We start from the raw sequence: 12,274 nt of genomic DNA on the forward strand, positions 1-12,274 counted from the left end.
GGGAAACTCTTCTTTCTCCAACTCGACCCATCAGGCTCCGGCTTTCAAGGAACTCGGCCTTCCGGGCGAGGAGCGGGAGCTACGCCTCGAGCTGCGGGTGCTCTCGGACGTCGGGCTCGTGGGGCTCCCGAACGCCGGAAAATCCTCCCTGCTCGCAGCTTTGAGCGCCGCCCGTCCCAAGGTCGGCGACTACCCGTTTACGACACTGGCACCAAAGCTCGGGGTGGTGGACGGTAAGGCCGTGCGTGAGCCGTTTACCATCGCGGACATACCGGGGCTCATCTCCGGCGCGAGCCAGGGCCGGGGGCTCGGCAACCAGTTTCTGCGGCACGTGGCCCGCGCCCGCGTGCTGGTCTTCGTGCTGGACGCTAGCGAGGACCCCGAGGGCTCCGAAGGGGTGCTGTGGGCGGAGCTCGCCGCCGCCGGGCTGTCGGAGAAGCCGGTGGTGGTCGCGCTGAACAAGGTGGATCTCCTCGACGACGAGCTAAGAGACTACCTGCGGGAAAGCTTCCCGGGTGCCTTGCACGTATCCGCCCAGACCGGAGAGGGGTTGCAAGAGTTGCGGGAGCTTCTCGAAGAGAAGGTGCGCGAGCTCGCCGAAGCGCCCGGGGAGACAGACGAGGATCACACGGTATACCGACCTTCGTGGAACGGGCTGCGGGTCGAGCGCGACGAGGCCGGACGCTACGTGGTGCTCGGGGCCGAGGCGGAGAGGATCGCGCTAAAGACCGACTGGGAGAACCGGGAGGCGCTGGAGCACTTCCAACGCGAGCTCGAACGTCAGGGGATCGTCGGGGCGCTGAGGCGCGCCGGGGCCGAGGAAGGGGATGAGATCCGGATCGGAGAGCAGGTGTTCGACTTCCAGTGAGCCAAGACGTGAGCCAGGACGCCGCGGGGGAGAGGGTAGGCATATTCGGCGGCACCTTCGACCCCATACACCAGGGACATCTGATCATCGCCGAGCAGGTAATGGAGAGCCTCGGGCTGTCGCGGGTCCTGTTCGTGCCCGGCGGTATACCGCCCCACAAGGAGGCTTCGAGCATCATGGCGGCTACGGGAGACCGGGTCGCCCTGGTAGAGGCCGCGATAGCCGGTAACGAGTCCTTCGTGCTAGATCTCACGGAGGTCGAGGCCGGTAGGAAGATGTACAGCCACGAGACCGTCCGGCTGTTAAAAGATAGCTATGAGGCCGAGGAGTGGTACTTCATAAGCGGCGCCGACGAGGTGGCGAACCTCCCATTCTGGAAGGAGCCGGACCGGCTGCTCAAAGAGGTTTACATGGTCGCAGCCACCCGGCCCGGTCACGAGTTCTCGGAGCTAGAGAGCCTGGCCGGAGAGCTAGAGAATTACCATCGTATCTTGCACGTGGAGTGCTCCCGGGTGGACATCTCCGCCACGGGCATCCGCGAGCGGCTCGCTGGCGGCAGGACGATACGCTACCTGGTGCCGGAGAGGGTGAACGAGGAGATCCTGCAGCGCGGGCTCTACGGAGTCTACGGGTCAAACGAGGCGAGCTTAAAAGATGTGCAAGAAGTACGAGACTTACACAAAGACGTACACAAAGGAGAGAGCATGGACCAGGAGACACGAGGCAGCCGCAGAGAGGAGACGGTTTGACGAGCAATATTAGGAGAATGAGGAAGACGAGGGGGGAGAGGTCTTGAGCCGCGACGAGTCCACCGCCCGAAGGGAGCCCGGCACACCCGAAGAGGCCGAGGAGGTCACCTACCACATGGCGACCACGGCGGCCGGGGCCGCCAACGGAATGTTCGCCGAGGATGTCCTGATCATGGACATGCGCGAGGCCGTCTCGTACACGGACTACTTCGTGGTCGCTGGCGCGGAGACCGAGCGTCAGACCCGGCGCATCGCCGATGAGGTGATCGAGAAGATGAACGAGGCCGGATACCGTCCAACCTCCCGGCGTATCGGGGAGGAGACCCAGTGGGTCAGCCTCGACTACCTGGACGTGGTCGTACACGTGTTTACCTCGGAGGCCCGGGATTTCTACCGGCTGGAGTCGTACTGGAAGGGCGTCCCGCGGGAGCGTTGGGAGGATTAACCCGGCCCGCGCGGGCTACGTGAACCGATCCCCCGAGCCTCGTTGACATAGCCGGGGGCGGCAAATATACTCCCGAGAGTCTCAAGGGGCCATAGCTCAGTCGGGAGAGCGCCTCGCTGGCAGCGAGGAGGTCGTGGGTTCGAGTCCCACTGGCTCCACTCTAAACTTCCATGTCTCGGACCGAAACTCTGTGGGGAGTACGGTGCCCGGTTGGGACTTCGAAAGCGCGACTACCCGGAATAGCCGCTCCACCCGCAGGCGTTTCCGCCTGCCGGACCACCTGACGCGATACAAGCCCCAGATAACCGTATCCAGCCTGGTCGTGATCCTGCTTCTTGGCGGAGCATTCTATTCGGCCCGTCTCTCGGAAAGCGCGCCCGAGGTCGTCTACAGCGCCTCGCTGGAGGAGGTCGCCGAGGAGTCCGGCGAGCCGCTGCGCGTGGACCTGAACACCGCCGACGGAGAGGCGCTTCAGGACCTGCCGGGCGTGGGGCCCGCCACAGCGGAGGACATCATAGACTACCGCCGCTCCAACGGCCTCTTCGGCTCCGTCGAGGAGCTGGAGGAGGTGGACGGCATAGGCCCCAAGACGCTCGAAGAGATCGAGCCCCTTGCAGAGGTCTGAGCGGGAGACCACCGGGGACAGAGTCCCGGATCTTCTGGGCCTGGATCTCGGCCCGCCGGTATGTCTGGATGCGTGGGCTATAACGTTTGTCGCGGGTCTCGTTGCGGCCACCGTGGCGCCGATGTTCGTGCCCGCGCTTCTTCTGGCGTGCGTCGTGCTGTGCGCGGGGGCGGCGTTTTGGCGGAGCCTCGTACCCGAACGATGGCGGGTGATGGCCCTGATCTCACCGCTATTCTTGCTGGCCGGGGTCGGCGCGTCGGCCCTCCACACCGCCGGCCCGGACCCTCTTGGAGAGCTCGCCGCTCTCGCACCGGGTGAGGTCTCCGTCGTCGGAAGGATCGCGTCGCCGCCGGAGCCCGGCGGTGTCGGGTACGGGGCGAACCTGCTCGTGGACAGGCTGGACTATGACGGTCGTGAGCTCATCTCGGGCGGCAGGCTCCGGGTGCAGGCGCCGAACCTGAGCGTGGGGGTCGGTGATGAGGTCCGGGTCTCGGGTGAGATCTCCACCCCCGACCCTTCCGGCGATTTCGACTACGGAAGATACCTGGACACAAAAGGCATAAGCGGCTTGCTGTATGCTCGCAGCGTGGAGCCGGTCGAGGGAGGCGGTGGTTGGATCGGCACGATACACGAGCGCACGGACGAGGCCCTCGGGTATGGCCTGCGACCCGACGAGGCAGCCATAGTGCGCGGGATGGTCATCGGCGACCGCTCCCGCATCTCCGAGGAGACCGAGGAAGACTTCCGCCGCTCCGGCATCACCCACATCCTGGCCATCTCCGGTATGCACGTCGCGGTGCTCTCGGCGGCGGTGTATTTTCTGCTGCGAAGTCTGGCCGTGCCGCTCATGGCGCGTAACCCCGCTACGATAGCCCTGGTGTGGCTGTACGTGGTGGTCGCCGGAGCGCCGCCTTCGGCGGTGCGCGCCGCCGTGGTGGCTACGCTCGTGCTCCTCGCGCCACTGCTAGGGCGGCAGATCTCCCCGCTCCACTTCATGACTACCATGCTCGCCGCGGTCCTGGCATACAATCCGCAGCTCGTCTACAACGTCGGCTTCCAGCTCTCGGTGACCGCGGTGCTCGGCATCCTGCTACTCCGCAAGCCCTTCATAAAGATGTTCGAGCGCACCCTGTTCCGGCCCTTCCGAAAACCGAACGACGTTCTGTTGAACCTGCTCGCCGTCTCCCTGGCGGCCCAGGTCTCGACCGCCCCAATAATCGCGGCGAGCTTCGGGCTGGTCTCCGTGGTCGGGCTGGTGACGAACCTCGTGGCCGTGCCGCTCGCCGGCCCGATCCTCGCGCTCGGAATGACGGGTTCGGTGTTAGGCAACCTCTTCCCGTTCCTGGCGTATCCGGTAAACGCCGCCAACGGGTTTCTCGTCACCGTCGTCGAGGCCGCCGCCTCGGCTATGTCCTCCCTGCCTTTCGCTGCCGTCGAGACCGGCGGGGTCGGGTTGACTATGGTGGCCCTCTTCTACGCCGGGGCCGCTCCCGCCGCGCTCTCGGAGAGCATGCTGTCCGAGGACCGGTGGCCGCACGTCGGCGCCCTGCTCGTCCTGTGGACCGCGCTGTGGCTGACGCTGGCGGCTACCGGAGCTTAGCCGACAGCGGTGGGAGCCATTAGAATACCGGTATGTCCGTCTATCTGATGCTCGGCGACGACGAGGAGCGCAAGGCTCGTGGGGTGGAGAAGTTTCGGGCCGGGCGCCAGACCGACGCCTACGATGCCGCCGACACCTCGCCGGAGACCGTGATCTCCGCCTGCAACTCATACTCGCTCTTTGGCGACGGGTCGTTCGTGGTGCTGCGCAATCTGGACGCCTGGAACGCCGCCCAGAAGGCGAAGATAGTCGAGTACCTGAAGAGCCCCTCGCCCGAGGCGGATCTCGTCCTGATAGGCAAGAAGCTCGGGGCCCGCGAGAAGCTGCTTTCGGCGGTCAAGGAGGCCGGCGAGGTGTACGAGCTGGATCAGCCGACCGGCAAGGCGCTCGTGAAGTGGGTGGCCGGGTACGCCCGGGATCAGGGCATCGCGCTGCCCGAGCCCGTGGCCCAGGAGCTCATAACCCGGTGCTCCTCCGACAAGAGCCGGCTCGCGCGCGAGTCGGAGAAGATCTCACTCTACGTCGCCGCAGACGGCAGGGAGGAGGCAACGCTGGAGGACGTTGCGGCCCTGTGCCCGCCGGACCTGCAGTCGAACATCTTCGCCTTTGTGGACGCCCTGGCCGCCGGGGACCGGAGCCGGGCGCTAAACATGCTGGAGGCTCTATCGGGTAGCGGCGAGCCTCCGCTGAGGCTCGCCTACATGGTACGGCGCCAGTTCCAGATGCTGGCCCGATCGGCGTCTCTGCGCGGGCGCGGCTCGCCCCAGAAGGAGATAGCCTCCACGCTCAAGATACCGCCCTTCGTCGCCAAAAAGCTCGAAGAGCAGGGCCGGAGGCTCGATGAAGAGGAGATGGAACGGGCGCTAGAGACGATCACCCGCCTCGAACTCGGGCTCAAGGGCGGCAGCGACCTCCCGGACGAGCTGCAGATGGAGCGCGCCGTGATACAGCTCTCCGCCGGGCGCTCCTGAGCCCAACCGGCACTAAAAAGCCCCGATCCGTAGAGACCGGGGCTGAATATCCTGCTGGCTTATGCTTCGGAGGCTCTAGGAAGCACTCTTCGCCTTCTCCAGCGCCTGGTCGTAGCGGCTTACGCTGCGCGAGGCGCGGTTCGGGTGTATGACGCCCTTCTGCGCGGCCTTGTCCATCTCGGACTGCGATATGTTGCGCAGCCGCTCGGCGTTCTCCAGGTCTCCCCGGTTTACGGCCTTGTAGAAGTCCTTGGAAAGGTTCCTCAGCCTGGTGCGCAGGCCGCGGTTACGGACGAACTTGCGGGCGTTCTGCCGGTCTCGCTTTGATGGTGCGGGCATTTTGCTGCTCCTCGTATCTCAAAGTTATTTGCTGCTGTTCATGGCTATCCGCCACCGCGCGGTCACGGAGCGGCATCGATTCTGCGCTCAACCCTAAGAATCTAGCACAGCCTGAACCGGGCGGCAATCGTGTTAGACTCGCGAGCGTGAGTAATATCGAGCAGACCCGCAACTTTTGCATAATAGCCCACATAGACCACGGCAAGAGCACGCTGGCCGACCGGCTCCTGGATCTGACCGACGCGGTGCCCGAGCGGGAGCGCATGGAGCAGGTCTTGGACACCATGGAGCTTGAGCGCGAGCGGGGCATCACCATCAAGGCGCAGGCCGTGCGGCTCTTGCACAACCGCCCCGACGGCGAGTGGCAGCTAAACCTCATAGATACGCCGGGTCACGTGGACTTCGGCTACGAGGTTTCGCGGGCGATAGCCGCCTGCGAGGGGGCTTTGCTCGTCGTGGACGCGAGCCAGGGGATACAGGCCCAGACGCTGGCGAACCTGTACCTGGCGATGGAGCACGAGCTCGAGATCATCCCGGTGCTGAACAAGATAGACCTGCCAAACGCTGAGGTAGACGCGGTGATGCAGGAGCTCACGGAGCTCATCGGAGTCGAGGAGTCGGACGTGATGAAGATCTCGGCCAAGACCGGCGACGGCGTTCCGGAGCTAATAGACGCCATTGTGGACCGGGTACCGGGACCGGCGACCAAGTACGACGAGACCCGCGCGCTCGTGTTCGACTCCGTCTACGACGCGTACCGGGGCATCATCTCGCTCGTCAGGCTCTTCGACGGCTCACTGAAGAAGGGCGACCGGGTGCAGGCGATGGGCAGCGAGGAGTACTTCGACCTCCTGGAGGTCGGATGCTACTCGCCCAAACCCAAGGCGCTGCCGGAGATCAACGTGGGCGAGGTCGGCTACCTAGTTGCCGGCCTCAAGGATATAGAGGCGCTGCGCGTCGGCGACACCGTGACCGTCGTTGACGACCCCGCGCCGGAGCCGCTACCGGGCTACGACAAGGCGCTGCCAACGGTGTTCAGCGGCCTGTACCCGACCGACGGAGACGAGTTCGAGAAGCTGCGCGGAGCCTTGCAGCGCCTACAGCTAAACGACGCCTCGTTGTTCTTCGAGCCCGAGAACTCCAGGATGGGCTTCGGTTTCCGGTGCGGCTTTCTCGGGCTTTTGCACATGGAGATCGTGCAAGAGCGGCTTGAGCGGGAGTTTGGCATAGACCTCATAGTCTCCTCGCCGAGCGCCCGCTATGAGGTCGTGGAGAACGGCGAGACGTGGGAGATCACGAACCCGAGCGAGCTGTCCGAGAGTGTGGATGAGATCCGGGAGCCGGTTGTACGGGCCACGATTATCGCCCCGAAGGAGTACATCGGGCAGGTAATGGAGCTGTGTCACGAGCGGCGCGGGACCTCCATCGGGATGGAGTACATCTCGACGCTGCGGGTACAGCTAACCTACGATTTGCCGCTAGCCGAGATCATCACCGACTTCTTCGACGTGCTTAAGAGCCGCACGAAGGGTTACGCCTCCTTCGACTACGATCCGAAGGGCTACGAGGCCTCGGATCTCGTCAAGGTCGAGGTGCTGGTGTCCGGTGACCCGGTGGATGCGCTCTCGATGATCGTGCACCGTGACAAGGCCTATCAGCGGGGCAAGGCGCTGGTCGAGAAGTTGCAGGAGATGATCCCACGCCAGCAGTTCGAGGTTCCGGTGCAGGCGGCGGTCGGCAAGCGGATAATCGCCCGCGAGACCGTGCGGGCCTACCGCAAGGACGTTACCGGAAAGTGCTACGGCGGCGACATCAGCCGCAAGCGAAAGCTCCTTGAGAAGCAGAAGGCCGGTAAACGCCGCATGAAGCAGGTCGGAAACGTCGAGATACCCCAGGAAGCGTTTCTCGCCGCGCTCAAGATCTGAGCAGAGATCAACCCTTCGCCAGCGCCTCAGCTCGGAATGACGACCGGGTCCGGTACCGGAAACCACCATGATAAAATTCGCCGGATATGGACCACATGAACCTCTCCGAGAGACAACGGGAGATACTCCTCAAGACGCTGGAGCTATACATCTCCACCGGCACTCCCGTGGGGAGCGCGGCGCTCGCGGACTTCGTGGAGGCCAGCGGCTCGACGGTCCGCGCCGAGCTGTCGGCGCTGGAGTCGGTGGGGCTTCTGACACACCCGCACACCTCGTCGGGGCGGGTGCCGACCGACGCCGGATATCGTTTCTACGTGGACTCCCTGATGGGCGGCCGGTCTCAACTGGACGCGCTCTTCGACACGCCGGAGGGCTACGGCAACGTGGACGAGCTTTTGCAAGGCGTCTCCGAGGGGATGTCCGAGGTCTCCCGGCTGCTCGCGGTGGTCGCCGGGCCCAGCGTGCTCGGAGATTCCGTGGCAAGGGTGGATTACCTGCTACCCCGGGGCGTGAGGACGGAAGAACGGCGGGAGCTGTTGCTCGTGGTCACCATGACGAGCGGGGCATCCTCCACGGCCCGGGTGCCGGTTCCGGATCAGGTCGGAGAGACCGAGCTGCGGGAGCTCGTGGACGCCCTGAACACCTGGATCGGGGACCGCTCCGTGGAGCCGGGCCGGATCAGCGACGGCCTGGTGCGCGACGCCCGGCGGGCGCTCTCGGACTACAATCCCTACGTGGTGGGTGCGGTGCTCGAAGCTGTGGAGGTTCTCGGGCGGGCCACGGACCGCGGGGTATTCGTGCAGGGCGGCTCGGCACTGCTCGCCCGGCTGGACGATCTGGACCCATCGAGCCTGTCGGCGGTGGTGGAGATCTTCGAGCGCAGACGCTGGCTGCTGCATCTGATGGGCGACGCGCTCCAGCGGTCCGTCTCCCAGGACGGGGTGGTCGTATCGATCGGGGCCGAGAGCGGTTTCGATAACCTCTCGGGCACGAGCCTCGTCGCCGCCGCGTACAACCACCGGGAGCGCCCCTACGGGGTCGTTAGCCTCATAGGCCCCAAGCGGATGGACTATGATTCCGCGATCTCGACGGTCCGCTCGGCCGCCGACGCTTTAACGTACTGCCTGAACTCAAGATTCTAAGGACTTATAAATAGATGCCGACCAAGCGTGACTACTACGAGGTCCTGGGTGTGTCCCGGGGGGCCTCAGATCAGGACATAAAGAAGGCCTACCGCCGTCAGGCCCGGGACCATCACCCGGACGCCAACCCAGAGGACTCCGGGGCCGAGGAGCGTTTCAAGGAGCTGACCGAGGCCTACGAGGTGCTCTCCAACCCCGAGAGCCGCCAGGCCTACGACACCTATGGCCACGAGGTGCCCCGCGGCGGTGGCGGCGGGGGCGGAGACCCGTTCGGCGGGTTCGGGGACATCTTCGAGACCTTCTTCGGCGACCGTTTCGGCGGGGGCGGATCGTTCTTCGGCGGCGGGGGCCGGAGCGCCGGGCCCCGCAGGGGCGCGGACGCCGAGGCCGAGGTGGAGCTTTCGCTGCAGGAGGCCGCGTTCGGTGCTTCGCGGGATGTGAACGTGCAGCTCGTGAGCAACTGCCCGGTCTGCGAGGGTACCGGTGGCGAGAAGACCCACACCTGCGGCACCTGTGGAGGCGCCGGCGCGGTGAGGAACACGCGCCAGAGCATGCTGGGACAGATGATAACAGAAGAGGTCTGTCCCGGCTGCAGCGGCCGGGGCCGCGTTATCGAGGTCGGCTGTGAGAACTGCCGCCAGAGCGGGCGCGTCTCCGAGGTGGTCACGAAGCACATAGACATCCCGGAAGGCATAGACTCCGGTATGCGGCTCCGGGTCTCCGGGGCCGGGCACGCCGGTGAGCCCGGAGCTCCTCCCGGCGACCTGTACGTGGACATCGCGGTCAAGGAGGACCCCGAGCTCATGCGCGACGGGGAAGACCTCATACACCGCATGCGGGTCAGCTTCGTCGAGGCCTCTCTCGGCACCGAGGTGGAGGTCCCGACCCTAGAAGGGACGACGGAGGTGCGGGTGGAGCCCGGCTCCCAGCCCGGCTCCACGATAACGTTGCGCGGTGAAGGCATGCCGCGTCTGAGGCGCCGGGGGCGGGGCGACCTGAAGGTGCTCGTGGACGTGATGGTCCCGACCCGCCTCAGCTCCGAGCAGCGCGACCTCCTGAAGAGGTTCGAGGAGGCCAGCGGCGAGGAGACCTACAACGGCACCGGCGCCTCGTTCTTTGACCGTCTGAGGGGTGTCTTCCGATAGCGGACGCAGAGTTATCCGGCGCCGGTGTGCGCGACACGGGAGGCCCATCGGGCGCCTCGGCCAAAACCCGCGTCTTTCTCGGCTCGGAGGCCGGGGTTGGCGAGCGGGTGGAGCTACCGGACGACGAGGCGCATCACATCTTCAAGGTGCTTCGGGCCCGGCCCGGGGACGTCATAGAGGTGGTGACCTCGGGTCGGATCTTGATGCTGGCCGAGGTCCACGGCGACGCCCGGCGGGCGGAGGCCGGTATCCTGGAGGAGATACAGCTCCCGGAAGGTTCTGAGGAGAGCCGGGTCCGGGTAACGTTGTATCAGGCGGTGCCGAAAGGTAAGCACATGGACCTCCTCGTCGAGAAAGCTACCGAGCTTGGTGTGGAGCGCATAGTGCCGCTGCTTACGGAACACGGTGAGGTAATGCCCGAGAAAGGCAAAGCGGAACGCTGGCGCAGGCTCGCCGGGGCCGCAGCCCGCCAGTCGCTACAACTCCGGGTCCCCGAGGTCTCCGAGCCCCGGCCTTTCAGAAAGGTCCTGGAAGACCTGCCGGCTTCGGGTGCGCCCGGTGTCATGCTGCACAACGGGGCCGGGCTACCTGCTCTCGAGGAGGCCCTTCCCGCGGGCGGTTCCGTCGCGCTACTGGTGGGCCCGGAGGGAGGCTGGAGCGCCGGAGAACTCCGTATCGCCGACGGCTCTGGAGTCGGGAGCGCACAAATGGGGCCCCACAGGCTGCGGTCGGAGACGGCGGGGATAGTCGCAGTGGCGCGGGCGGAGGCCGGCATGAGACATAGTCTGGGCCGGAGCAGGAGCCCCGAGCCTAGATGAACTGCCCCACCCATCTCCGACGTACAGTATCTTACATAGTATTACGGGCCAATAGCGGAACGAGAAAGAGAGGTGCGGGGTGAGAATATCCGAGGAGATCTCCACGGACACCAAGGAGGCGATGAAGGCCCGGGACAAGAGCCGGGTAGAGACCCTCAGGATGGTCCGTTCCGCCCTGGGCAACGAGCAGATACAGCTCGGGCACGATCTCTCCGAGGATGAGGAGATAGCCGTGCTGCGGCGGCAGCTCAAGCAGCGCGAGGAGTCCGCGGAGGCTTACAGGCAGGCCGGGCGCGACGAGCAGGCCGAGTCCGAGAGCGCCGAAGCGGAGATCATCCGCGGCTACCTCCCGGCACCGATGTCGCGGGAGGAGCTAGAAAGCGTAGCAGACCGGGCCATACAAGAGACGGAGGCAACGGGGATGAAGGATATGGGCAACGTCATGGGACGCGCAAAAGAGCTCTCTGGCAACCGGGCGGAGGGCCGAGAGCTATCCGCCGTGGTTAGAGAACGGCTGCAGGAGGTGTGAGGACGTGAGGGTAGACCTCTAGTGCAGGGTAAAGGAAGAGAGACGAACATCACTTCGGGAAGTCGCCTGGGACGGGTGGATCCGGCGCGCCAGGCAGAGCAGGCGGAAAACCAGACGGAGGCCAGGCTCGTGATACCGCCGGGCCGGACTCTGGAGGTGTTCGGGGAGCGGGACTCCGTGCTCCGAAAGGTCGAGGAGCTGGTCGGGTGTGACGTGATCGTGCGCGGGAACGAGATCACGCTGCGGGGAGAATCCCGGGAGGTCGAGAAGGCCGAGGAGCTCTTCAACGGACTGGTGGGGCTCGCCGAGAACAATGCCCAGCCCACCCCGGAGGTTGCGGAGAGACTCTACCGCATGGGCGACGGCAACGAAGGCCGGAGGGTGCTCGGGGACGTGATCCTCTCCCACCGGGGGCGCAGGATCTCGCCGAAGACCCGCAATCAGAAGGAGTACACCGACGCCATCCGGGAGAACGAGGTCGTCTTCGGCGTCGGCCCCGCCGGAACCGGGAAGACGTATCTCGCCGTCGCGATGGCCGTGGACGCCCTGAACCGGGGGGATGTAAACAGGATCATCCTCACCAGGCCCGTCGTCGAGGCCGGGGAGTCGCTCGGTTTCCTGCCCGGCGACGTGATGGCGAAGGTGGACCCGTACTTCAAGCCGCTCTACGACGCGCTGTACGAGATGCTCGACCCGTCCAAGTTCCAGACCCACCTGGAGCGCGGTATAATCGAGATCGCGCCACTAGCGTTCATGCGGGGCCGCACCCTGAACGACGCGTTTATCATCCTCGACGAGGCTCAGAACACCACGCCGCAGCAGATGAAGATGTTTCTCACGCGCCTAGGGTTCGGTTCGAGGATAGTCGTCACCGGCGACATTACCCAGGTAGACCTGCCCCAGGGCAAGGTGAGCGGCCTCGAAGACGCCCGGGGTAAGCTCTCCGGCGTGAAAGGGGTAGACTTCGTGGACCTGGGGCGCGACGACATAGTGAGGAGCGACCTCGTGATGCGTATAGTAGACGCCTACGAGGAGCCGGTACAGAATCAGAGACAGAGCTAGCGCGAGCCGGCGTCCGGCGTTATGGTTCGGCTATCAGTTCCAGTAACTCCGGCAAC

The 12,274-nt window shown here is 65.3% G+C and carries 13 protein-coding genes and 1 tRNA gene; 13 read left to right on the top strand and 1 reads right to left on the bottom strand.

Translation table 11 applies throughout. The annotated features are described in order from the left end of the window. The 7 genes from cgtA to holA form a co-directional block, all read left to right on the top strand. On the top strand, positions 1-868 hold an 868-nt coding region (gene cgtA, locus ABD53_RS14930), incomplete at its 5' end, for an Obg family GTPase CgtA (protein ID WP_047866633.1). An 8-nt stretch (positions 869-876) separates the two neighbouring features. Continuing rightward, complete coding sequence (nadD, locus tag ABD53_RS14935; protein WP_160309714.1) at positions 877-1,617, top strand: nicotinate-nucleotide adenylyltransferase; 741 nt, start codon at positions 877-879, stop codon at positions 1,615-1,617. Between the two features lie 43 nt (positions 1,618-1,660). After that, the gene (rsfS, locus tag ABD53_RS14940) at positions 1,661-2,062 is read left to right on the top strand and encodes a ribosome silencing factor (RefSeq protein WP_053058147.1); all 402 of its coding nucleotides are present in this window, start codon (positions 1,661-1,663) and stop codon (positions 2,060-2,062) included. An 85-nt stretch (positions 2,063-2,147) separates the two neighbouring features. Beyond that, positions 2,148-2,220: transfer RNA gene (locus ABD53_RS14945), tRNA-Ala, on the top strand. A gap of 44 nt (positions 2,221-2,264) precedes the next feature. After that, positions 2,265-2,687: a ComEA family DNA-binding protein gene (locus ABD53_RS14950; protein ID WP_053058148.1), complete on the top strand. Its 423-nt coding sequence runs from the start codon at positions 2,265-2,267 to the stop codon at positions 2,685-2,687. Continuing rightward, positions 2,674-4,287, top strand: coding sequence for a ComEC/Rec2 family competence protein (locus ABD53_RS14955; RefSeq protein WP_047866634.1), 1,614 nt, complete (start codon positions 2,674-2,676; stop codon positions 4,285-4,287). Before ABD53_RS14950 ends, ABD53_RS14955 begins: the two co-directional genes overlap by 14 nt. A gap of 32 nt (positions 4,288-4,319) precedes the next feature. Further along, positions 4,320-5,258: a DNA polymerase III subunit delta gene (holA, locus tag ABD53_RS14960; protein WP_047866635.1), complete on the top strand. Its 939-nt coding sequence runs from the start codon at positions 4,320-4,322 to the stop codon at positions 5,256-5,258. A gap of 75 nt (positions 5,259-5,333) precedes the next feature. Here holA and rpsT read toward each other — a convergent pair whose 3' ends face one another. After that, positions 5,334-5,597 carry a 30S ribosomal protein S20 gene (rpsT, locus tag ABD53_RS14965; RefSeq protein WP_047866636.1) on the bottom strand — a complete coding sequence of 88 codons (264 nt, stop codon included), beginning with the start codon at positions 5,595-5,597 and terminating at the stop codon, positions 5,334-5,336. Positions 5,598-5,743: 146 nt separating this feature from the next. On the opposite strand from rpsT, the gene lepA reads away from it, so the two are divergent. The 6 genes from lepA to ABD53_RS14995 all read left to right on the top strand — a co-directional run bounded on the left by lepA (position 5,744) and on the right by ABD53_RS14995 (position 12,218). Continuing rightward, positions 5,744-7,522, top strand: a complete 1,779-nt coding sequence (gene lepA / locus ABD53_RS14970; protein WP_047866637.1) for a translation elongation factor 4 — start codon at positions 5,744-5,746, stop codon at positions 7,520-7,522. A gap of 95 nt (positions 7,523-7,617) precedes the next feature. Further along, entirely contained in the window at positions 7,618-8,664 is a 1,047-nt protein-coding gene (locus ABD53_RS14975) for an HrcA family transcriptional regulator (protein ID WP_160309715.1), read from the top strand. Positions 8,665-8,678: 14 nt separating this feature from the next. Continuing rightward, positions 8,679-9,809, top strand: a complete 1,131-nt coding sequence (gene dnaJ / locus ABD53_RS14980) for a molecular chaperone DnaJ (RefSeq protein ID WP_047866639.1) — start codon at positions 8,679-8,681, stop codon at positions 9,807-9,809. 26 nt (positions 9,810-9,835) lie between these two features. Then, the gene (locus ABD53_RS14985; RefSeq protein ID WP_053058149.1) at positions 9,836-10,627 is read left to right on the top strand and encodes an RsmE family RNA methyltransferase; all 792 of its coding nucleotides are present in this window, start codon (positions 9,836-9,838) and stop codon (positions 10,625-10,627) included. A 79-nt stretch (positions 10,628-10,706) separates the two neighbouring features. Continuing rightward, the gene (locus tag ABD53_RS14990; protein ID WP_047866640.1) at positions 10,707-11,156 is read left to right on the top strand and encodes a GatB/YqeY domain-containing protein; all 450 of its coding nucleotides are present in this window, start codon (positions 10,707-10,709) and stop codon (positions 11,154-11,156) included. A 21-nt stretch (positions 11,157-11,177) separates the two neighbouring features. Then, entirely contained in the window at positions 11,178-12,218 is a 1,041-nt protein-coding gene (locus ABD53_RS14995; protein ID WP_235401685.1) for a PhoH family protein, read from the top strand. The last annotated feature ends 56 nt before the right edge of the window (positions 12,219-12,274 follow it).

The sequence above is a fragment of the Rubrobacter aplysinae genome, from assembly GCF_001029505.1.
Classification (GTDB): domain Bacteria; phylum Actinomycetota; class Rubrobacteria; order Rubrobacterales; family Rubrobacteraceae; genus Rubrobacter_A; species Rubrobacter_A aplysinae.

Excerpts from the sequence above, each read along its gene's own strand:
- holA (WP_047866635.1), top strand. The coding sequence starts at position 4,320 with ATGTCCGTCTATCTGATGCTCGGCGACGACGAGGAGCGCAAGGCTCGT.
- rpsT (WP_047866636.1), bottom strand. The coding sequence starts at position 5,597 with ATGCCCGCACCATCAAAGCGAGACCGGCAGAACGCCCGCAAGTTCGTC.
- ABD53_RS14975 (WP_160309715.1), top strand. The coding sequence starts at position 7,618 with ATGAACCTCTCCGAGAGACAACGGGAGATACTCCTCAAGACGCTGGAG.
- dnaJ (WP_047866639.1), top strand. The coding sequence starts at position 8,679 with ATGCCGACCAAGCGTGACTACTACGAGGTCCTGGGTGTGTCCCGGGGG.